The following is a 20,407-nucleotide window of genomic DNA, read 5'->3' as shown; positions in this document are numbered from 1 at the left end:
AAGTGTGCACCTTCATTGTACCCCATCCGGCCAGAAGCAAGCCAATCACCGCGGGTAATTGGCTTCTCCATCAATTCTCATGCGTCCGACCAACCCGGATACAACCCCCCACCCCTTTTTTCGTACTATAATCAAGACGTTATCGCATTTCTTCTTTCTATTCTCAGGAGACCCTATGACCAGCGACGCTCAAATCTGCGCCTATTGTGGAGCCCCCCTTTCCCCGAATGCCCGTTTCTGCGAGGCCTGCGGCCAGCCCGTTTCCGGCAGCGCGCCCTCGCCCTTTGAGGCCAAACCGGCTTCTGCCGAAAGCTGGAGCCGCCCCGATGCCGAAGAATTCCCCATCCCGCCCATGCCCGAGACCGACCGCTGGGGTTCGGTGGCGTCCAGCCCGGCGGACAACGAACCGCAGCGCTGGGGCTCACCGCAGCCGATCACCCCGCCCGCGCCTCCGGCCGCCCCGCAGGCTCCCTACATTCCCCCCGCTAAAACCCCAACCGGCGGCAGTTCCTTCCCCTGGAAGGGCATCATCATCGCCGCGGTGGTTCTGGTGGGCCTGAGCTGCCTGTGTGTGATCGGCGCGGCGGTCCTGTTTATGACCCAGACCGGGGTAAACTACTAAGCCCACCGCGGCTGGAACGGCATGAAACAATTATTGAACCGTTGGCGCTTTCCGCACTGGAGCGTGCCCATTGCCCTGCTGGCGCTGTGCCTGCTCAGCTTTGGCCTGCTGCTGCCCCAGATGGGTTTCTACTGGGACGACTGGGCCAAGATGCTGGTCAACCGCATTTTTGGCCCGCAGGGCTATTGGGCTTATTACGCCGAAGACCGCCCCATCTCTGGCTGGACGCACATCTTCCTCACCCCGCTGCTGGGCGAAGCCCCGCTGGGTTGGCAGATTTTTGTGCTGCTCATGCGCTGGCTGACCGCCGTAGGCCTGTGGTGGAGCTTTAGCCTGGTGTGGCCGGGTGCGCGCCGCGCGGTGAGCATGGCCGCCCTGCTGTTTGTGGTTTCGCCTATCTTCACCATGCAGCCCATCGCGGTGACCTTTCACCAGCAGTGGCTGCAGTTCGCCCTGTTCGCTTTTTCACTGGCCTTCATGGTGCTGGCCTGGCGCAAGCCGCGCCTGCGCCTGCCGCTGACCCTGTTGGCCGTGTTCTTCACCCTGGCGCAGCTCACCGTTACCGAATATTTCATCGGCCTGGAATTGCTGCGCCCGGCGGTGCTGCTGGTGCTCAGCCTGGAAGAGAAGCAGCCATGGGGCCGCCGCCTGCTGCGCGTGCTGGCGCACTGGGCGCCGTACCTGCTGGTGCTGGTGGCCTATGTGGTCTGGCGTTTGTTCTTCATTCAACTCACCGGCGAAGACCCCTACCAGGCCGAAACGCTCTTTGGCTTCTTCAGCGATCCGCGCGGCACGCTCGGCTGGCTGTGGCAGACCGTCGCCTTCGACAGTCTCTTTATGCTGGTCACCGCCTGGCAGCCGGTGCTCTCGCTGGGCTATTACAACCTGCCCACCGAGGCGATCAAATCGCTGTGGGGGCTGGGGCTGCTGGCAGGCGGCTTATGCGCCGTATACCTGCTTGGCCTGCGCGATGATTCCCCCGCCGGTGAACCCGCTGCACCCGAAACGGAAAAGAAAACCTGGCTGCTGCAGGCCCTGTTCATCGGCCTGGTGATCATGCTGGTCGGCAGCATCCCTGCCTGGAGCACCGGGCGGCAGGTGGTTACCGATATTCATTCCAACCGCTACGCCCTGCCGGGCATGTTTGGGCCTTCGCTGCTGCTGGTGGCCCTGCTGGAATGGGCCGTGCAGAAACCGGTGCGCCGCGCGCTGGCTTTCTCCGCGCTGATCGGCGCAGCCGTCATCTTCCACTACACCGAACAGGTCAAATACCGCGACACCTGGCAGCAAGAGATGAGCTTCTTCTGGCAGCTTTCGTGGCGCGCCCCCTACCTGGAACCCAACACCGCGGTGATCACCGAAAACCCCATCTTCACCGACCAGGGTGGTTTTTCCATCGCGGCCGCGTTGAACCTGCTCTACCCGCAAGAGAAAAACCCGCCAACCCTGGCCTACTGGTACTACGCCCTCAAACCACGCTTCACCCTCTCCACCGTGGATCCGCTGGGCATTCCCCTGCGCACGCAGTTCCGCACCCTGGTATTTGAAGGTCAGACCCCACAGTCCCTGCTGGTGATGGCCGACCCAGCCGTTTCGGAATGCATCTGGGTGCTGGACGCCAACGACGCCGCCGACCCCGATCTTTCGGAGCTGGCGCGGCACATGCTGCCCATGTCTTCCCCTGAGCGCATTCAATTCGAATCGCCCGACGATTCCTACCCGCCCCGCCACCTGTTCAACCAGGAGCCGGATCACGGCTGGTGCTATATCTACCAGAAAACCGAGCTGGCCCTGCAAATGCAGGACAACCAGCGCGCCGCCGAACTGGCCGACCAGGCGCGCGCCATCTTTGCCGACGCGCCGTACACCTCGCGCTACGACCAGCCGCACGAATGGCTGCCGATGGTGGAGGCCTATGCCCGCACTGCCCGTTGGGAAGACGCTGCCAGCGCCGCCCTGACCGCGGCGGGATTCAACCCCAACCGCTACGGCCCGTGGATGTGCGCAGAATGGCAGCGCATCGCAGACCGCGAGGCAGACTCGCCGGAGAAATCTGCCGCCACGCGGCAGCTCAAACAGGAGCTGAACTGCCAGCCCTGATCCTCACCCCCTGAATCCATTACGCCCGCCGTCCTTTGGCGGGCGTTTTTTCTTCATCCCGCGGGGGCAGCGCGCCTGCCGGTAGAACGCGCCCCCAAAGCCCAGCGCTCATGTTACAATCCATCTCATCCCATGCAGGAGAAAGATAAAATGCGCACCTATTCGATTGTTCTCATCGGTTTTGGCAACGTAGGACAGGGGCTGGCCCAGATTTTGGCCGAGCGCTCGCAAGAGCTGGCAGAGCGCTTCGGCGTGGAATACAAAATCACCGCCGTCTGCGACTTGTTGAAAGGCTCCGTGTTCGACCCCGCCGGGCTGTCGCCCGCCGCGCTGCTGCAAGCCGCCGCGCAGGGACAGCCGCTCTCCAGCTTGCCCGCCGCCCACACCGGCTGGGACGCGCAGCGCACCCTCCAGGAATGCGGAGCGGACATTCTGTGCGAGATGAGCTACACCGATCTGAAAACCGGTCAGCCGGCCATCAACCACGTGGAAACCGCGCTCAAAGCCGGCATGCACGTTGTTACCACCAACAAAGGCCCCATCGCGCTCGACTACCCACGCCTGGCTGCTTTGGCCCAAGAGCGCGGGCTGGAACTGGGCGTGGAAGGCACCGTGATGAGCGGCACGCCCGCCCTGCGCCTGGGCAGCGAACTGCTGGCCGGGGCCGGCATTCGCAAGATTCAAGGCATTTTTAACGGCACCACCAATTACATCCTCACCCGCATGGCCGCCGGAGACAGCTACACCGCCGCCCTGGCCGAAGCCCAGCGCCTGGGATTTGCCGAAGCCGACCCCACCGGCGATGTGGAAGGCTTCGACGCGGCCGGCAAGGTGGTCATCCTAGCCAACCTGCTGATGGGCGCGCACATCACCATGCAAGACGTAGACCGCCAGGGCATCACCGCCCTTACCCCCACCGATATTGAGCAGGCCGAGTCGCAAGGTCAGCGCTGGAAGCTGATCGGCAGCCTGGAGAAGAAAGATGACCGGCTTACCGCCAGCGTGCAGCCCACCCGCGTGGCGCACAGTCACCCGCTGGCCGGGGTGAGCGGGGCCACCAACGCCATCACCTACACCACCGACCTGCTGGGCGACGTCACTCTCATCGGCCCCGGAGCGGGCCGCCTGGAAACCGGTTACGCCCTGCTGGAAGACATGCTCGCCATTCACCGCCGACAGAGCAATTAGGAGCCAACCATGCCGCACAGTCCCGAAACCCTTGCCTTTTGGCAGCGTTTCCTTGATTCACTGCCCGCCGGCGCGCCGCGCCCGCAGACATTTCAGAGCTGGGCCTTTGGCCACGACGCGGACGTTGCCAGCCGCCTGGCCGCCCTGGTGCGCAAGGGCGTAAAAACCGCCACCAGTGGTCTGCTGTGGAGCTATGAAGCCGAACAGGAAGACACCCCAGAGGTGGGCGGCTACAGCGTGATCACCGACTGGGAAGGCCGCCCGTTATGCATCATCCAGACCCTTGAAGTGATCGTGCGCCCCTTCCATGAAGTGGGGGCAGACATCGCCTGGGAAGAAGGCGAAGGTGACCGCTCGCTGGAATACTGGCGCGAAGTGCATTGGGAATTTTTCGCCGAAGAGTGCGCGCAGTTGGGCCGCGCCCCACAGGACGATATGCCCGTGGTCAGCGAGCGTTTCCGCCTGGTCTTTGATCAATCGCCAGATATTTAGTATCATATAAGTACAGAAGGGAACCCTCCTTTCTGCTCCGTTCTTAACTCAAAAAGGCAGCTCGCGGCTGCCTTTTTGAGTTAACCGGCGCGGCAACATTAACCTCCAGCCATGGGTGGTAAAAAGGTAACCTCAGCCGCGTCTGGCAGCGATTCGCTGTCCAGGTAAAGGGTTTGCTTGTTGATAAAAGTAACGGTATTGACCAGTTGGTAACTCAGCGCCGGGTAGCGCTGTTTCAGCACGGTTTTCAGGTCAGCCACCGTTGCCCCGCGTTCCAGTTCCACCTGCGTGGATGCCACACCCGCGGCCGTTTTGAGATGGGCGTAAAAGACCACCTGCACATGGATCAAACCATTTTCGTGTGCCATATCCTCACTCACAATTCACCACCAATTTTGTCTTATTATTATACCCTCTCAGACGGGCGCCGATCAAGAACCTGAAAAGGCGGCTTTCCGGCGCCTGGCCCTTGTACTCCAACAAACACGATGGTTTTTATCCCAAATTAATGGATTTTTTTCTTCAATCGGTTAGAATCTGGTAAATTCTAAATATCAATACGGAAATAGTGCCATGCGTAAACAAAACCAGAAAGAACGCGGCCAGGGATTGTTAGAATACGCCCTAATCCTGGTGGCCGTTGCCTTGGGCGCGCTGATCATCCTCAATCTATTCGGCGTCTCCACCGGCGAGCTGTACCGCACCGCGGTCAACGCCATCGGCCTGTCACCCAGCGGCGGCAGTCCGTCTGAAGAAGCGGCGCTGCCCGGCGATCCCCCCACCCCGTCCGAAGAGGAAGGTCCCCTTTTTGAAGACGACTTCAGCGAAGGGCTTGGCGGCTGGACCTTCCTCGCCTCCAAGTTTTGGAAAGGCACCGTTACCGAGCAAGACGGCAAGATGATGGTCGGCCCGATGGGCGCGGCCTTTGCCACCGGCTTCAGCGGAACGGATTACACTATCAACCTCAGCGGCGCGGAGCTGCAGAAAAAAGCCTCCAACAACGAAGGATTCAACGTCATCTTCCGCTCCGACGGCGCGACAACCACCTTTGACGGCTACACGTTTTCCATTGATAAACCCAAAAACAAAGACGCCGGCACCCTTTCCTTTTATAAATGGGAAAATGGCGTACAGATGGAGCAGCCCATCTCCAGCGCGGCGGTTCCGCCCGGCTTCAACTGGGATCATCCCGGCGAGATTCAGGTGCGCGTGGAAGGCAGCAACTTCACCGCGGCCATCAACGGCCAGGCCGTCCTCACCGGCTCAGACAGCACCTATCCGCAGGGCGGCGTGGGGCTTTCGTCCAATTTTGGTTCGTACCTGCTGGTAGACGGCGTCTCCATTCAGAGCGCGCCATAAATAGAAAAGGCTGTTCAGCATGAGTTTAGACAATTCACCCAAACTGGATCAGTTCAAAAACGGCCTCCCAACCCAATTGCCCGACGTCACCGCGCGCCGCCGGCGGCAGCGCCTGGCGCTGACCGGCCTGGTGGTGTGTCTGCTGGCCCTGGCCGGCTTTCAGTTCCTGCGCTCCGATCCGGCCTCCCACCTGGCGGGGGTGGGCAAAATCACCGGCAGCCTGGTGGATGAGCAAAGCGGCCTGCCGGTGACCGGAGAAGTTTTCATCTCTGGCAGCGACCAGATCATTCAAACCGACGCCAGCGGGCGCTTTGAACTCTTCGGCGTGCCATCCGGTCCGCAGTCCCTGGTGGTGGTGTACCGCAATACAGGCCGCGCCTACCCGATCGAAGTGCCACGCGGCAGCACATTGGATGTAGGCAGTCTTAGCGCCCCCACCCTGGCGCGGTCGTACCTGGATTGAGCCGCCTGATACAGACAAACAAAACCGCCGGGAGCCGTTTCGTTCCTGGCGGTTTTGTTTGATCAGTCAATTTGGCAGGCGCGCCGTTAGTGCAGCACCTGGTAAGGGCGGTATTCGGGCAGCAGGTCCTGAAAAATTTCGTCCAGGTCCTGGCGGGCCATTTCGGCCAGCTCGCTGCAAAAGTCGGGGTTACCCCCGGCAATAATGGCGATGGAGGTGTAGCGCTCGCGGTCGGGGGAGTAACGCGCCAGGCGCAGCGAAGCAGGCGACAGGTTGCCGGTCATCACTTCCCAGATCACTACCGCCGTAATGGGATGCAGCTGGGTCATTAAATCGATCCACTCCGCCGGAATTTCGGGCGGGTTTTTGAAATGCACATCCAGGTTTTCCAGGTCCCGTTCGTTAGTCACGCCATCCTCTTTCTTCGCGCGCAGCGCGTGATGGGAATTATACCCTGAAACCCGCCGGACAGAAAAAACCGCCGCGGGGCGGGATTAAAAGATGCTCTTGTAGGGCGGGTTAGAGGGCGGTAATCTGTTGCGCGTCAAATCAATCTCGAAACCGCCCGCAACCCGCCGTTGTGCGGTGAATTACCTGTCTGCGCCGCGCCCGCGATCATAGTATACTAAAGGTAGCCTTCCTCTGCGGACACGGCCCTTATAAATGGATAAAAGAGAAAGCGAGGTGAAATATGCCTGTTAAAAATACACCCGAAGAACGGGAAATTATCAAACTCATTCCCAAGCTGCCCGTTCAAGACAGTGATAAAAACCAGTGGATGCAGCAGATCGATGAATTTGGCCTGACCGAAGAACTGGTCGAAGAAATCCGCGAGAAACTGAACCATCCCGAAGCAGGCCAGGAAGACCAGGCCGGGCGCTACCGCATGCAGCTTGCCCGCCTGGTGCAGCGCTGGCGGCTGGCATCCCAGTCCCGCCATTTTTCATCCCACTGATCCTGAAGACTCACCAGCTCAGCCTGCCACCCGGCAGGCTGGGTTTGTTAATCTCCCCTAATTGCTTTTCCCCAGCGCCACGGCCACGCAGTCGCGGCCCTGATTTTTTGCTGAATACAGGGCCACATCGGCGGCCTTAAGCAGCGAACGCAGCGTAAGGCCATGCTCCGGGAAGACGGCAATGCCAACCGAAACGGTGATGCCTTCCAACTGCTTGCCCTGGTAAATCAGGGTCAGGTTTTTCAGGCCCACGCGCAGCTGCTCGGCGCGCTTGCGTGAGTCATCCAGAGCCGTATCGGGCATCACCACCACAAACTCTTCACCGCCGTAGCGGCAGGCAATGTCACTGCCGCGCACATGTTCCTGCAAAAACTTGCCAAACAACTGCAGCAGCGCGTCCCCGGCATCGTGGCCGTAGGTGTCGTTGTATTTCTTAAAATGGTCAATGTCGATCATCACTACGCAAATGGTCTGCTTGGCGCGCAGGGCGCGATGCAGCTCGCGCTCCAGGGTTTCATCCAGGTAGCGGCGGTTGAACAGGCCGGTCAGCGCGTCGCGAAGCGACTGCATGCGCAGCGTCTCGCGCAGGCGAATATTCATCAGCGCCATGCCCACCTTTTCCGCCAGGGTCACGGCCAGTTGTTCAACCCGCTCAAAAGACGGCGACTGCCATTCTTTGAAGGTGATCACCCCCAGCGTTTCGCGCTGCACAATGATGGGCGCGCATAGGCAGGGCGCAATGCGCATTCCAGAGTAGGATTCTTCCAGATTGCGGCAAACCATCGGCGAGCGCCCATCGCGAACGCGAAACACCTGCCCGCGGCTCAACGACCAGCAGAATTCAGGGGTCAGCACCGGGCTTTCCATTTTCGACTCGCCCCACATTGCCTGCCGATCAAACAAGCCGCTGCCATTCTGGCCAATATACAGCGCCCCACGGCCGCCTTTGATCAATTTCGGTATGTACTCTTGCAGAGTATCAAACACCTCTTCCTGCGAGTGGCAGGTCTGGAACTTTTCTCCAATCTCATTGATGAGAATGGCTTCTATATTGCGCTGTTCCAACTCGTTAATGCTCTCTTGCAAGCGCCGGTTCGTCTCGGTGAGAGCTTTCTCAATTTTCTTATGGGAGTCGATTTCACGCATCGAGCAGACCCACCCGCGCATCTTCCCGCCGCCATTCCAGATCACGCGGCTGCGCGTCTCCACCCAGAGGTAATTACCGTCCTTGCACCGCCCGCGCCATTCAAAAATATGCTCTTCCCTTTCCAATAGAGAGGGGCCATTTTCGCGCATCAGCTTTTCCCGGTCTTCCGGGTGCATACAATCCAGCCAGCTCGTGCCTGTCAGCTCCTCAGGCCGGTAGCCCAGCACTTTTTCCACCGATGGGCTGATGTAGATCAGGTACCCGTTGTTATCCAGCAGCGACACCACATCGCTCACCGTCTCTGTCAGCAGGCGGTAGCGCTCCTCGGTCTGTTCGCGCTCTTCCTCGGCATGCTTGCGCTCGCTGATATCGGTGAGAAAACTATAAAACCGCCGCTCACCCGAAGGCAGAAAACGGCATGTCTGGTTATCTTCCACCCAGCGTATTTGATCGTCGCTGCGCAGAATGCGGTATTCCAGCACATGGGTTTGCTGGTCTTGCATGCTGTACATTTCATCCCAATAATTCAACAGGCGGGTGCGATCTTCCATGTAAGTCATGTTAAACCACAAATTCGCATCCGCCAGAAACTGCTCAAAGCGGTAACCCGTGATCTCCTGGATGGGGGGAGAAATGTAGATCAGCGAGAAAGGACCCTCTTTTTGAATGGAGCCAATCGCCACTGAGCTGTTGAGAAAGGAAAGCAGAAAATTAAAATCATCGCGGCTGGCGTGCGAAGAATCCCCTTCACTACCTTCCGGGCGCAGCGCCAGCAGGCGTGCTGAAGCGTCTCCCCACTTAACGGGCAGCTCATGATAGCGAAACCGTTTCTCTCCAGCGCAGGAACGCACCTGAATCACGCCCAGGTCGACCACGTTCATCAAGTTTTGAAAGGTAACCGAAGCAGTTTCCTCAGTGGGCAGGCACAACAGGGATTCCGCCCTTGTGCTGGCGAACCGTAAATTGTTCTTTTCGTCCACCAGAATCAACGGACTGTCGACAAGATCGGCAAAACTGGCCAGAAAGTCCGCCAGAACAGCAAAATCGGGGTGTTCATTTCGGTTGGTCTGATCTTCTCCCATATCTACAAAAGACTCCCCTTCCCCTTATTTAACAATCTCAAAAAATGCCTCCACCACGCGCGGATCGAAATCAACGCCGCTTCTCTCGCGGATATAAGCCAGCACGCGCTTCTTCGACCAGGCGTAGCGGTAAGGGCGCTCGTAGCACAACGCGTCAAAGACATCGATCACCGAGAAAATGCGCGCCGCCAGGGGAATATCCTCCCCTTTCAGCCCGCGCGGATAACCGTTGCCATCCCATTTTTCGTGATGGCAGTAGGGAATATCCAACGCCGGGCGCAGAAAAGGCACGCTGGAAAGCAGCTGCATGGCGTATTCGGGGTGCTTGCGCATCACCTGAATTTCGGCGTCGGTGAGCGGTCCCGGTTTGAGCAGAATGGAATCTGGAATTCCCGTTTTGCCAATATCATGCAGCAGAGCGCCGCGCCGCAGATGCACGAACTGCTCTTCGGGCACGTTAAGCTGTCGCGCCAGTTGCAGTGTCAACTCCATCACCCGGTCTGAATGGCCTTTGGTTTCCAGATCGCGCAGCTCGAGGGTTTTTGACCAACCCTGAATGGTGGCGTCATACGCCAGCGAAAGCTCATCGTGCGAGTGCTGCAGCTGTCGGAACAGTTCAGTATTATCAATTGCCACCGCTGTCTCCGCAGCCAGGGTTTCTAAAAAGCACAGCCAGCCGGCGTCGGCTCGCACCGCCTTGCGCGAATACAGTTCCAGCACCCCTTTGAGCGCGCCTTTTACCACCAGCGGCACGCCGTAATAACTGGCAAATTTCTCTTTGCGGTAGAGCGCCAGGCGCTCAAAATCGTTCATCATATGCGCGGCGTCGGGCAGGTGCACAATGCTGTGCTGCGAAATCAGCCGCCCAATCAGACCCTGGTTAAGCGAAAAGCGCGCCGGCTGCAGTGTGGGGTGCCAGAACCCGCTGCCGGCCACCTGTTCCAGCACGTCCCGCTCCGCGTTGTAGAGCAGAATATCGGCGGCATCCACATCCAACTGGCTGGTTACTTCATCAAGCAGCACATTGAGGGTGATATTCAAATCCAGGCTGACGCTGACCGCCAGATTCACCATGCGCAGCGAGGTGAGCCGCTTAAGATGGCTTTCGTTCTCTTCAAACAATCGCACGCGGTGATACGCAATGCCCATCAGCCAGGCCGCCCGCTCCAGAATATTCACTTCCTGCTCCACAATCGGAAAGCGGCCCAGCATTCCCAGAGCGCCAATTACCCTTTTACCGGCTTTCACGGGCACAATTACCGCGGCGGAATGCTCTTCCATCAGCGCCGGGCAGCCCGCCAGCCCGCTGTTTTGCAGGTCATTATTCAGCATTTTTTGCCCGCTGCGCATCACCGCCGCGAGAGCGCAGTCCTCACCGGAAAAACGCAAGCCCACCACGGGGTTCTTCCAGCCGCGTGCAAATTCAATCAACGCCTCGCCGCTTTCTTCCTCCCACACGGCAAAAAAGCAGCTCTGAAACTTCAGAAAGCCCATCAACTTATCCATCACGGCCGTCATCATCTGGCGGCGGTGAACGGTCTCTTGCAGGCAGGCCGTAATTTCCGACAACACGTCCGCTTCCAGGGCGCGCCAACGCCGCTCAGAAACATCATGCAGCGTAAGCAGGCAGACTTGCCGCTGCTGGTCGCACAGCCAGGTGGGGTGCGTTTCTACCACACGCACTTTGCCGCGCACGCCGGGTAAAAAAATCTCTTTCGATTGGTCAATCTCAAAGGGAAACTGGCTGCCCACCACCGGGCAAGCATCCGATTCGGACATCATCTGGCGCGCCGCGTCGTTCATGGCCAGCACCAGCCGCTCTTTGTCCAATAGCAATGCGGGTTCCGCAATCGAGATGGTCATCCCGTTGACTTCCATACCCTGCTGGGCATGTATACCCTGCTGGGCATGCATACCCGCTTGGGTATCGTCAGGTGGAGATTCCACAAATCCATTACAAGACTTTTCCATCGGTTTCCCTATCCATTAACAACACCCCCTGTCGAAAACCACTTGAGCTGCGCAGAGCCTTCAATGTATAAGATAGTATAGAAAAATGCCCCTCGAAAGTCAATTAACAAAATGAACAGGTAAATAACGCAATTCATCCTCTCTTTCCTCTGCCTGCGAGACTGTTTTGAAGCCTGCCCGGACTATAATCCATAAAGGGATGGGTTCCAAACAGCCCAAACCCGGCTGGCGCGCCGTTGTTTGCGCCCTACTCTACTTTTGAGGAGTTGTATGCGCCCTACCGAGGATACCAAACGCTGGGTCATTCCCTTTTTCACCATCTGGACCGGTCAATCCATCTCACTGATTGGCAGCCGCATCGCGCAGTTCGCGCTGGTGTGGTGGCTCACCGAAACCACCGGTTCTGCCACCGTTCTGGCCACCGCCAGCATGGTCGCCCTGATACCAGAAATTGTGCTGGCGCCTTTCTCGGGCGCGCTGACCGACCGCTGGAAGCGCCGCCGGGTGATGATCTTCGCCGACACGCTGATGGCCCTGGCCGCCCTGTGGCTGGCATATCTCTTCTGGTCAGGCAGCATGCAGATCTGGCATGTGTACGTGGTGATGACCGTGCGCGCGGTGGGCAACAGCTTCCACTGGCCGGCCATGGAAGCCTCGACCGGCATGATGGTGCCCAAATCGCAGCTCTCTCGCGTGCAGGGCATCAACCAGACCATGCGCGGCGTGCTGAACATCGTAGCCCCGCCGCTGGGCGCCCTGTTTTTAGACCTGTTGCCGCTACACCAGGTGATGATGATCGACGTGGGCACCGCCGCGCTGGCCGTAACGCCGCTGCTTTTCATCGCCGTGCCCCAACCTGAGCGCGCCGCGCATGAGGCCAACACATCCGTCTGGGCAGACATGGTCAGCGGGCTGCGCTACCTGGTCTCTTGGCGCGGGATGATGGTGTTTATAGGCGCGATCATGCTGCTGAAAATTGCCCTGTCCCCGGCCTTTTCGCTGCTGCCTCTGCTGGTGCGCCAGCACTTCCAGGGCGGTGCCGCCGAGCTGAGCCTGCTGCAAGCCATTAACGGCATCGGCGTGGTGGCCGGCGGGCTGGTTTTGAGCCTGTGGGGCGGCTTCCGCCGCCGGGTTCACACCATGCTGGCGGGCATCGCTTTGCTGGGCGTTTCCATCCTCGCCTTGGGGTTCATTCCTCCCCACCTCTATTGGCTGGCGCTGGTGAGCATCTTCGTTCTGGGCTTCATGGTGCCTATGGTTGATGGGCCATTTATGGCCATCTCGCAGGCCTGCGTGGCCCCCGAAATGCAGGGCCGGGTGTTTGGGGTGATGGGCAGCCTGCTTTCGATCACCTCACCCATCAGCCTGGCGATGGCCGGCCCCATCTCAGACCGGCTGGGGCTGCAAATCTGGTACCTGGCGGCGGGTGGCATTTGCGTGCTGATCGGCCTCATCGGCAGCCGCGTGCCAGCCATTATGCAAATTGAAGGCGAAAGCGAAATCTCCCCGGCCGCGACGGCTGCCGCGGTAAACCCTGAACGCGTGTGAATCTACCCAAAGGAAGAGCCCCAACCTGGTCAGTAGGCCATTCCAGGCCATCTGGCTCTCCGATATGATTCAAACAGGCTGGCATTCTAACCACCGCTTTTCATAACCTGGAGATTCTTATGGACCATGTCGTTTATGTCGACGCGAAATCGAAAGAACTGGAGAAAATTCTCGACGGCTCCAAAACCATGATCATCCGCGGCGCGGCGGGGCGCAAGCTGCCCCACGGGCGGGTATCGGCCGGCGATGTGCTTTACTTCATCCAAAACAACGGCGAAGGCCAGGTGCGGGCGCGCGCCGTGGTTGCCGCCGCCCTGCATTCCGAAAAACTCAGCCCGGCCGAGGCAGAGCAACTGGTGCGCGAAAACCAGGACAAACTGCAGCTTTCTCCGGCGCTGGCCGCGCGCTGGGCCAGCAAGCGCTACCTTGTGCTGGTGGAAATTCACCCGGCCGAGGCGTTGCAGCCCTTTGCTATTGACCGCTCGGCTTACGGCAACATGGACGACTGGCTGCCAGTTGGCGACATCGCCGCTGTGCGGCTGCCCTGACCCTCCGCGGCTTTGCCGCCAATATCACCCCAACCAAAGGAGATCATCGCATGTACGCTTTCCTGCTGCTCGTTGCCGCCCTGTTATTCGCTCTTGTTACCATCGCAATCGTAGTGGTGATCAGGGCCAAAGGAAAGAAATAATGTAAGGAGAAAAAGGGGGATTTTATTTCAAAACCGGTTTGTTTTCACCGCGCGCAATCTTCATTTCCCTTTTATAATTAATGCAGATCATTTTGGTTTGACTTGCCTTTCACGCCATGCTATCATCGTTAAAGGCCTGTATTTATTTTTCTTCTTTCATTTTTATCCGCACATTAACATTTTTTATACCGGAGGAATTATGAGTTCTGAATTCATTGTTCGTTTAATTGGAATGATTATTTTTTCGATCCTTGGCGTGTACAGCGGCGTTTATCTCGGACAGTTGGCCAATGTGGAACCCGGCACAAACACCCTCTCCGTTGAGCAGTATGGGGTGATCATTGGCATGGTAGGTGCTCTGGTTGGTCTTATCCTCACTCCTTTTCTAACGACACGCCCTATTCGCGCCCTGCGGCAGCTTCTCAGCCGCATTTCTGCACAAAATTTATTTGCCGCTCTTTCCGGCCTGGTGGTTGGCCTGATCATCGCCGTGCTGGCGGCTTTCCCGCTCTCCCTCTTACCCAAACCGTTGGGCAGCATTCTTCCCTTTGTGGGCGTGCTCCTGTTTGGGTACCTGGGCGTAGCGGTCTTTATGATGCGCCAGCATGACCTGTTCTCCATCTTTCAATCGCTCAATCCTCGTTCTGGCGGCAGCAGCTCCGCGGGAGAAACGGCTGACAGCAAATCCAACCTCGCGGATAACCGCAGCATCCTGCTGGATACCAGCGTGATTATCGACGGGCGCATTGCCGACATTGCCCGCACCGGCTTCATCCCCGGCGCGCTGCTCATCCCGCGCTTTGTGCTCACCGAGCTGCAATACATCGCCGACTCGCCAGACAGCCTGCGCCGCCAGCGCGGACGGCGCGGCATGGAAGTGCTCTCAACCCTGCAGAAAGAGCCCTCCATCCCCGTGCGCCTGAGTGATATTGATGTGGAAGGCGTGCGCGAAGTGGACGACAAGCTTGTTATTCTGGCACGCCAGATGCGCTGTCCCATCCTCACCAACGACTACAACCTCAACCGCATCGCCGAGCTGCAGGGGGTTACCGTGTTGAACGTCAACGAATTGGCCAACGCGGTCAAATCGGTGCTGCTGCCCGGAGAAATCCTCAATATCCGCGTCATTCAAGAAGGTAAGGAATCCGGCCAGGGTGTGGGCTACATGGACGACGGCACCATGGTGGTTATCGAAAATGGCCGCGAACACATGGACCGCGAAATTGAAGTGGTGGTAACCAAAGTGCTGCAAACCGCCGCCGGGCGCATGATCTTCGCCCGCCCCGAGTTTTAACCCGCAAAAAGATCACCATTTTCAGGGAGATGAAAGAAATGAGCCTACGCATTTACAACACCATGTCACGGCAGAAAGAGCCGTTTGAAACCCTCGAACCCCAAAAAGTGCGCATGTACGTCTGCGGCCCCACCGTCTACAACAAAGCGCACGTCGGGCACGCCATGTCGGCCCTGGTGTTCGATATTTTGCGCCGCTACCTGGAATATCGCGGCTACAGCTTGACCCACGTAATGAACTTCACCGACGTGGACGACAAAATCATCCGCCGCGCCAACGAGCTGGGCATGGACCCGTTCAAGCTCGGTCAATCGTACATTGACGAATACCGCCAGCACCTGCAAGACCTCAACATTCTGGCCCCCACCATCACCCCCTACGCCACCCGCGAAATCGACCAGATTATTGCCATGATCAACGGCCTGATTGAAAAGGGCTACGCCTACCCCGTAGACGGCGACGTGTACTTCCGCGTGCAGAAAGACAACGATTACGGCCGCCTCTCCGGGCGCAAACTGGAAGATATGCAGGCCGGCGCGCGCATCGACGTGGACGAGCGTAAAGAAAACCCCATGGATTTTGCCCTGTGGAAGAGCGCCCGCCCCGGCGAACCCGCCTGGGACAGTCCCTGGGGACCCGGACGCCCTGGCTGGCACATTGAGTGCTCGGCCATGAACCTGCATCACCTGGGCGAGCAGATTGACATTCACGGCGGCGGCAACGACTTGATCTTCCCCCACCATGAAAACGAGATCGCCCAATCCGAAAGCCTAACCGGCAAAACCTTCGCCCGCTATTGGGTGCACAACGGTATGCTGCAGTTCGGCGGCGAGAAGATGTCCAAATCGCTGGGCAACCTGGTCACCATCGAAGAATTCCTGGAAAAACACAACGCCGACGTGCTGCGCTTCCTGGTGCTCAACTCCGGCTACCGCAACCCGCTCACCTTCAACGACGAAGTGCTGGCCCAGGCCGAGCGCGCCCTTGAGCGCCTGCGCTCCGGTCTCAAAGCCGCCCTGCCCGGCGCCAAAGGCGCGGATGCCAGCGCGCTGGAGAACCTGGAAAAGCAAACAGCCGCCAGCAAAGACGGTTTCATCGAATCGATGGATGATGACTTCAACAGCGCCGGCGCGCTGGGCTACCTCTTTGACCTCGTGCGGGTGATCAACCAGGCGCGCGATGCCAGCGCCAGCGCCGAACAACTGCAGCCCGCCCAGGCTCTGCTGCGTGAGCTGACCGGCGTGCTGGGTCTGCGCCTGGAAGAAAAAGAAAACGGCAACCAGGCCGCCGGGCCGTTCATTGACCTGCTCATCGAAGTGCGCAGCGAAATGCGCAAAAACAAACTGTGGGCGCTTTCTGACCTGGTGCGCGACCGCCTGGCCGAGCTGGGCGTCAAGCTGGAAGACAGCCGCGACGGCACCACCTGGCACTGGTAAGTTGACAATCTGAATTACAATGCCCGTTTTCACGGGCATTTTTTTGGCAACAATCCCTTGCGGCTCGCCGGACCGCCCGGCTGTGATACAATCGCTTACACATTTTCAATGGGAGTAAGCTGGCATGAAAGAATGGATTACCGGGCGCAACCCGATTTATGAAGCCCTGCAGGCTCGCCGGCGGCATTTCTTCCGCCTGCGCGTGGCCAAAGGCATTGAAGAAAAAGGCCGCGTGGTCGAGATCATCCGCACCATCCGCGGCTTTCGCCTGCCCATCGAGGTAGTTGAGCGCCGCGTGCTCGACCCGCTGGGTGAGAATCACCAGGGCATGGCGTTGGAAGCCAGCGACTACCCCTACGCCGTTCTCAAAGACATCTTCGAGCGCGCCGAAAAACGCGGTGAACCGCTGTTCGTGCTGCTGCTGGATGTGCTGCAGAATCCCCAAAACCTGGGCACGCTCATCCGCACTGCCGAAGCCGTGGGCGTGCACGGTGTGGTTATTCCGCCCAACCGCGCCGCGGGCGTTACCCCGGCCGTGGTCACCGCCTCCGCCGGGGCCACCGAGCACATGCTGGTGGCGCAGAGCAATCTGGCGCAGGCCATGCAGGCCATCAAAGACGCCAACGGCTGGGTGGTCGGCCTGGAAGGCAGCCCCGACGCCCAGCCCATAGAAAAACTGCGCCTCGACGGTCCGCTGGGGCTGGTGGTGGGCAGTGAAGGTGAGGGCATGCGCGCCCTGGTGCGCAAAAACTGCGACCAGCTGCTCAAACTTCCCATGGTCGGGCGCATTGAATCACTCAACGCCGCCGTGGCCGGCTCGGTAGTGCTTTACCTGGCCTATCAGGCGCGCAGCCCCCAACATTAATTCACAATCCCAAAGCGCTTCCAACTATCACATCTTCACCCCTTCCCTGGTTTTATCGCCGGGGAAGGCATCCGCCCATCCGGGGAATGGGGCTGGGTGAGCGTCAGACCAACGCGAAACCCAAAGTGCTTCCAACTATCACATCTTTACCCCTTCCCTGGCTTTCCCGCCGGGGAAGGGTCGGCCCATCCGGGGGATGGGGCTGGGTGTGCGTCAGACCAACGCGAAACCCAAAGTGCTTCCAACTATCACATCTTCACCCCTTCCCTGGCTTTCCCGCCGGGGAAGGGGTCGGCCCAGCCGGGGGATGGGGCTGGGTGTGCGTCAGACCAACTCGAAACCCAAAGTGCTTCCAACTATCACATCTTCACCCCTTCCCTGGCTTTCCCGCCGGGGAAGGGGTCGGCCCAGCCGGGGGATGGGGCTGGGTGTGCGTCAGACCAACGCGAAACCCAAAGTGCTTCCAACTATCACATCTTCACCCCTTCCCTGGCTTTCCCGCCGGGGAAGGGGTCGGCGCAGCCGGGGGATGGGGCCGTTTAAGGCAGCCAACCCTCTACGATTGATTCCCCCCGCGTTTCTCCTGATGCTATAATTAATTTCAGGGAAATTCCCTCAAAATAATCAAAATATTGAAGGAGAAAAAACCTATGCTCATCAGTAAAGAACTGGAAGCGGCCATCAATGCCCAGATTGGCAACGAATTGGGCGCTTCACACCAGTATTTAAGTATCGCCGCTTATTTTGAAGGCCGTTCGCTGCGCGAATTTGGAAAATTCTTCTTCGCCCAATCGGAAGAAGAACGCGAGCACGCCCTGAAGTTCCTCAACTACCTGCTCGAGGTCGGCGCGGAAGTCAAAATCCCCGCCATCGCCGCCCCCAAACCCACCTTCGATTCAGCCGAAGAAGCCGTGCAGGCCGCCCTCACCTGGGAAAAAGAAGTAACCCGCCAGATCTACGGCCTGGTGGAAATCGCCCTGAAAGACAAAGATTACATCTCGCAAAACTTCCTTAACTGGTACGTCAAAGAACAGTTGGAAGAAATCAGCAGCATGGAAACCCTGTTGGCGCTGGTAAAAATGGCTGGCAGTAATCTATTAATGCTGGAACCGCGCCTGCACGAGCTTCGCGAAGAAGAAGACGAGGATTAATCCCCCTCACCTGCGACCTGAACGGGGCAGCTTTCCGGCTGCCCCGCCCATCTCCCAACAACCTCTGCCCTTATGAATCAAGAGACCTCCCCCACCCTTTCGGTCATTTCTGCCCGGCAGCTGCTCCCGCAGTTAAGAGCCCTTCAACAGAACACCATTGGCTTCCTGCTGGAGACCACCCGCCAGCACGGCGACCTGGTGCTGTTTGACCTGGGCACGCAGCGCGCGGTATTGGTCAACGATGCCAATCTGGTCAAGCAGATTCTGCAAGACCGCCATCCTCACTACGACAAAAACACCATTCAATACAACATGCTGGCCACCGTCACCGGGCGCGGCCTGCTCACTGCCGATGGTGAAGACTGGTTCAAGCACCGCCGCATGCAGCAGCCCGCCTTTGTGCGCCCGCGCCTCGAGACCAGCCTGGTGCCGCATATTGTGCCCGCCGCGCAGCGCATGCTCGATCGCTGGCAAACCGCCGCCCAGCGCGGCGAGCTGCTGGACGTGGACCGCGAGATGATGGACGTGGCTCTGGAAGTGGTTGGGCAGGCCCTCTTCAGCCTCGATTTAAGCCGTGACGCGCGCCGCCTCACCTCGGCCGTGCTGGTGTGCCTCGACCACATCATCCATCTGGCGCGCAATCCCCACCTCAGCCTGCTACCAGACTGGCTGCCCCAACCCGGCGGGCAGAAGTTCAAACGCGCCCTCAAAGAACTCAATCTATCAGTGGAAGAGATCATCCATCAGCGCCGCGCGGCCGGCGGCCCGCCCCCCGATGACCTGGTAACCATGCTGCTGAACGCCCGCGACCCCGAAAGCGGCGAAGGGTTAAGCGACGCCCAGATCCGCGATGAGCTGATCACCATTCTCATCGCCGGGCACGAGACGGTGGCCAGCGCGCTCACCTGGACCTGGCTGCTGCTGGCCCAAAACCCGGATGCCTTCCAGCGCCTGCGCGCAGAAGTGCAGAGCGTGCTGCCTGACCGCGACCCCACGGCCGAAGACCTGCAGCGCCTGCCCTACACCGCCGCCATTTTTGACGAAGCCCTGCGCCTTTACCCGCCAGCCTGGCTGATCACCCGCCGCGTGGTCGAAGCCGATTCCTATTACGACGTGCGTGTCGACCCCGGCACCCTGGTGATCCTCTCGCCCTACGCCCTGCAGCGCCACCCGCGCTACTGGCCCGATCCGCACGCCTTCCGTCCCGAGCGATTTCTGCCCGACGCCACCAAAACCTACCCGCGCTATGCTTACATCCCCTTTGGCGGCGGCCCGCGCCTGTGCATTGGCAACCATTTCGCGAAAATGGAAGCCGCCATCATCATCGCCATGGTCGCGCGCCGCTTCCGCCTGGAGCGAGCGGACAGCACGGAGGTGTTTCCCGAATCGCTGGTTACCCTGCGCCCGCGCGGCGGCCTGCCCATGCGCCCCATTCCGCTGAGTGAGGAGGCAAACTGAGGCGGTGAAAGACCTGCGCGCGTCACCGGAAGAGATTGCCCTGCTCAAAGCCTACACCCTCGATGCCTTGAGCATCTTACAGCACTGCCTGGAGTTGAGCGGTGATTGCCCGGCGTTTTACCGTGTGGCCGCCCTGCAAATGCGCCTGCTGCTGTGCGACACCACCCGCCGCCACGGGCAGGTGGTCTCAATTGCCACCCTGCCGCGCCTGCTGCCCGACCTGCGCCTGCCCGCGATAGACGCCGCAAGCCGCCCCGAAGAGCGCGTCCGCCTGCCGCTCTCAGAGTGGCTCGACACGCCGCTGCCCGCGGCCAGCGCGCCGGTAACACCACACCAGATCATCCGCTGCGTATGCGACCAGGACGGCGGCGCGCACGTGGACCTCAAACCGGTAGCCAACTTACGGGAACTGCCCGCTGAAGAAACCGCCCTATGGATTTACCGTCTGGCTCAAATCCTGCTGGACGCGGTTCTGCCACTGCTGCGGGGCGGCCCCGAAAGCGGGAATGGCTAGGCGCGTTTCCCTCGGCTTTACATCGTGCTGGTTTTTCGTATAATTACCAGTATCCGGGTGCCAGCGCGGCG

The 20,407-nt window shown here is 59.4% G+C and carries 19 protein-coding genes; 15 read left to right on the top strand and 4 right to left on the bottom strand.

What is annotated here, in order from left to right; all coding sequences use genetic code 11:
- Positions 1 to 175 precede the first annotated feature (175 nt).
- From ADN00_RS14225 to ADN00_RS14210, 4 genes are all read left to right on the top strand, one after another.
- Positions 176 to 622, top strand: coding sequence for a zinc ribbon domain-containing protein (locus tag ADN00_RS14225; RefSeq protein WP_075063665.1), 447 nt, complete (start codon positions 176 to 178; stop codon positions 620 to 622).
- 21 nt (positions 623 to 643) lie between these two features.
- Positions 644 to 2,722: a hypothetical protein gene (locus tag ADN00_RS14220; RefSeq protein ID WP_075063664.1), complete on the top strand. Its 2,079-nt coding sequence runs from the start codon at positions 644 to 646 to the stop codon at positions 2,720 to 2,722.
- Between the two features lie 150 nt (positions 2,723 to 2,872).
- Positions 2,873 to 3,910 carry a homoserine dehydrogenase gene (locus ADN00_RS14215; protein ID WP_075063663.1) on the top strand — a complete coding sequence of 346 codons (1,038 nt, stop codon included), beginning with the start codon at positions 2,873 to 2,875 and terminating at the stop codon, positions 3,908 to 3,910.
- A gap of 9 nt (positions 3,911 to 3,919) precedes the next feature.
- A complete protein-coding gene (locus ADN00_RS14210) occupies positions 3,920 to 4,402 on the top strand; it encodes an ASCH domain-containing protein (protein ID WP_075063662.1) in 483 nt (160 codons plus the stop codon).
- A gap of 98 nt (positions 4,403 to 4,500) precedes the next feature.
- On the opposite strand, the gene ADN00_RS14205 is transcribed toward ADN00_RS14210, so the two are convergent.
- On the bottom strand, positions 4,501 to 4,770 hold the full coding sequence (locus ADN00_RS14205) for a MoaD/ThiS family protein (RefSeq protein ID WP_075063661.1): 270 nt from the start codon (positions 4,768 to 4,770) through the stop codon (positions 4,501 to 4,503).
- A gap of 205 nt (positions 4,771 to 4,975) precedes the next feature.
- Between ADN00_RS14205 and ADN00_RS14200 the strand changes: the two genes are divergently transcribed.
- Together ADN00_RS14200 and ADN00_RS14195 are read left to right on the top strand one after the other, a co-directional pair.
- Positions 4,976 to 5,761: a Flp family type IVb pilin gene (locus ADN00_RS14200; RefSeq protein WP_075063660.1), complete on the top strand. Its 786-nt coding sequence runs from the start codon at positions 4,976 to 4,978 to the stop codon at positions 5,759 to 5,761.
- Positions 5,762 to 5,780: 19 nt separating this feature from the next.
- Positions 5,781 to 6,224 (top strand): peptidase associated/transthyretin-like domain-containing protein, encoded by a 444-nt coding sequence (locus tag ADN00_RS14195; protein WP_075063659.1) that lies wholly within the window; start codon positions 5,781 to 5,783, stop codon positions 6,222 to 6,224.
- Positions 6,225 to 6,310: 86 nt separating this feature from the next.
- Here the strand turns inward: ADN00_RS14195 and ADN00_RS14190 are convergent, their stop codons facing one another.
- Positions 6,311 to 6,634 carry a hypothetical protein gene (locus ADN00_RS14190; protein WP_075063658.1) on the bottom strand — a complete coding sequence of 108 codons (324 nt, stop codon included), beginning with the start codon at positions 6,632 to 6,634 and terminating at the stop codon, positions 6,311 to 6,313.
- Between the two features lie 281 nt (positions 6,635 to 6,915).
- Between ADN00_RS14190 and ADN00_RS14185 the strand changes: the two genes are divergently transcribed.
- On the top strand, positions 6,916 to 7,179 hold the full coding sequence (locus tag ADN00_RS14185) for a hypothetical protein (RefSeq protein WP_075063657.1): 264 nt from the start codon (positions 6,916 to 6,918) through the stop codon (positions 7,177 to 7,179).
- 57 nt (positions 7,180 to 7,236) lie between these two features.
- Here ADN00_RS14185 and ADN00_RS14180 read toward each other — a convergent pair whose 3' ends face one another.
- Together ADN00_RS14180 and ADN00_RS14175 are read right to left on the bottom strand one after the other, a co-directional pair.
- Entirely contained in the window at positions 7,237 to 9,408 is a 2,172-nt protein-coding gene (locus ADN00_RS14180; protein ID WP_075063656.1) for a GGDEF domain-containing protein, read from the bottom strand.
- A 24-nt stretch (positions 9,409 to 9,432) separates the two neighbouring features.
- Positions 9,433 to 11,379 (bottom strand): HD domain-containing phosphohydrolase, encoded by a 1,947-nt coding sequence (locus tag ADN00_RS14175; protein ID WP_082390152.1) that lies wholly within the window; start codon positions 11,377 to 11,379, stop codon positions 9,433 to 9,435.
- 270 nt (positions 11,380 to 11,649) lie between these two features.
- On the opposite strand from ADN00_RS14175, the gene ADN00_RS14170 reads away from it, so the two are divergent.
- From ADN00_RS14170 to ADN00_RS14135, 8 genes are all read left to right on the top strand, one after another.
- Positions 11,650 to 12,927, top strand: a complete 1,278-nt coding sequence (locus ADN00_RS14170; protein WP_075063654.1) for an MFS transporter — start codon at positions 11,650 to 11,652, stop codon at positions 12,925 to 12,927.
- Positions 12,928 to 13,046: 119 nt separating this feature from the next.
- The gene (locus ADN00_RS14165; protein ID WP_075063653.1) at positions 13,047 to 13,475 is read left to right on the top strand and encodes a hypothetical protein; all 429 of its coding nucleotides are present in this window, start codon (positions 13,047 to 13,049) and stop codon (positions 13,473 to 13,475) included.
- 342 nt (positions 13,476 to 13,817) lie between these two features.
- Entirely contained in the window at positions 13,818 to 14,912 is a 1,095-nt protein-coding gene (locus tag ADN00_RS14160) for a PIN/TRAM domain-containing protein (RefSeq protein WP_082390151.1), read from the top strand.
- Between the two features lie 38 nt (positions 14,913 to 14,950).
- Positions 14,951 to 16,348 (top strand): cysteine--tRNA ligase, encoded by a 1,398-nt coding sequence (cysS, locus tag ADN00_RS14155; protein ID WP_075063652.1) that lies wholly within the window; start codon positions 14,951 to 14,953, stop codon positions 16,346 to 16,348.
- Positions 16,349 to 16,472: 124 nt separating this feature from the next.
- Complete coding sequence (gene rlmB / locus ADN00_RS14150) at positions 16,473 to 17,213, top strand: 23S rRNA (guanosine(2251)-2'-O)-methyltransferase RlmB (RefSeq protein WP_075063651.1); 741 nt, start codon at positions 16,473 to 16,475, stop codon at positions 17,211 to 17,213.
- Between the two features lie 650 nt (positions 17,214 to 17,863).
- Positions 17,864 to 18,364 (top strand): ferritin, encoded by a 501-nt coding sequence (locus ADN00_RS14145; RefSeq protein ID WP_075063650.1) that lies wholly within the window; start codon positions 17,864 to 17,866, stop codon positions 18,362 to 18,364.
- A gap of 72 nt (positions 18,365 to 18,436) precedes the next feature.
- Positions 18,437 to 19,822, top strand: coding sequence for a cytochrome P450 (locus tag ADN00_RS14140; RefSeq protein ID WP_082390150.1), 1,386 nt, complete (start codon positions 18,437 to 18,439; stop codon positions 19,820 to 19,822).
- Between the two features lie 4 nt (positions 19,823 to 19,826).
- Positions 19,827 to 20,336, top strand: coding sequence for a hypothetical protein (locus ADN00_RS14135; protein ID WP_075063649.1), 510 nt, complete (start codon positions 19,827 to 19,829; stop codon positions 20,334 to 20,336).
- The last annotated feature ends 71 nt before the right edge of the window (positions 20,337 to 20,407 follow it).

This window comes from Ornatilinea apprima (genome assembly GCF_001306115.1).
GTDB classification, from domain to species: Bacteria; Chloroflexota; Anaerolineae; order Anaerolineales; family Anaerolineaceae; genus Ornatilinea; species Ornatilinea apprima.
This window is presented reverse-complemented; position numbering and strand designations above follow the sequence as displayed.

Coding starts and splice junctions, on each gene's coding strand:
- ADN00_RS14225 (WP_075063665.1), top strand. CDS start 176: ATGACCAGCGACGCTCAAATCTGCGCCTATTGTGGAGCCCCCCTTTCC.
- ADN00_RS14220 (WP_075063664.1), top strand. CDS start 644: ATGAAACAATTATTGAACCGTTGGCGCTTTCCGCACTGGAGCGTGCCC.
- ADN00_RS14215 (WP_075063663.1), top strand. CDS start 2,873: ATGCGCACCTATTCGATTGTTCTCATCGGTTTTGGCAACGTAGGACAG.
- ADN00_RS14210 (WP_075063662.1), top strand. CDS start 3,920: ATGCCGCACAGTCCCGAAACCCTTGCCTTTTGGCAGCGTTTCCTTGAT.
- ADN00_RS14205 (WP_075063661.1), bottom strand. CDS start 4,770: ATGGCACACGAAAATGGTTTGATCCATGTGCAGGTGGTCTTTTACGCC.
- ADN00_RS14200 (WP_075063660.1), top strand. CDS start 4,976: ATGCGTAAACAAAACCAGAAAGAACGCGGCCAGGGATTGTTAGAATAC.
- ADN00_RS14195 (WP_075063659.1), top strand. CDS start 5,781: ATGAGTTTAGACAATTCACCCAAACTGGATCAGTTCAAAAACGGCCTC.
- ADN00_RS14185 (WP_075063657.1), top strand. CDS start 6,916: ATGCCTGTTAAAAATACACCCGAAGAACGGGAAATTATCAAACTCATT.
- ADN00_RS14180 (WP_075063656.1), bottom strand. CDS start 9,408: ATGGGAGAAGATCAGACCAACCGAAATGAACACCCCGATTTTGCTGTT.
- ADN00_RS14175 (WP_082390152.1), bottom strand. CDS start 11,379: ATGGAAAAGTCTTGTAATGGATTTGTGGAATCTCCACCTGACGATACC.
- ADN00_RS14170 (WP_075063654.1), top strand. CDS start 11,650: ATGCGCCCTACCGAGGATACCAAACGCTGGGTCATTCCCTTTTTCACC.
- ADN00_RS14165 (WP_075063653.1), top strand. CDS start 13,047: ATGGACCATGTCGTTTATGTCGACGCGAAATCGAAAGAACTGGAGAAA.
- ADN00_RS14160 (WP_082390151.1), top strand. CDS start 13,818: ATGAGTTCTGAATTCATTGTTCGTTTAATTGGAATGATTATTTTTTCG.
- cysS (WP_075063652.1), top strand. CDS start 14,951: ATGAGCCTACGCATTTACAACACCATGTCACGGCAGAAAGAGCCGTTT.
- rlmB (WP_075063651.1), top strand. CDS start 16,473: ATGAAAGAATGGATTACCGGGCGCAACCCGATTTATGAAGCCCTGCAG.
- ADN00_RS14145 (WP_075063650.1), top strand. CDS start 17,864: ATGCTCATCAGTAAAGAACTGGAAGCGGCCATCAATGCCCAGATTGGC.
- ADN00_RS14140 (WP_082390150.1), top strand. CDS start 18,437: ATGAATCAAGAGACCTCCCCCACCCTTTCGGTCATTTCTGCCCGGCAG.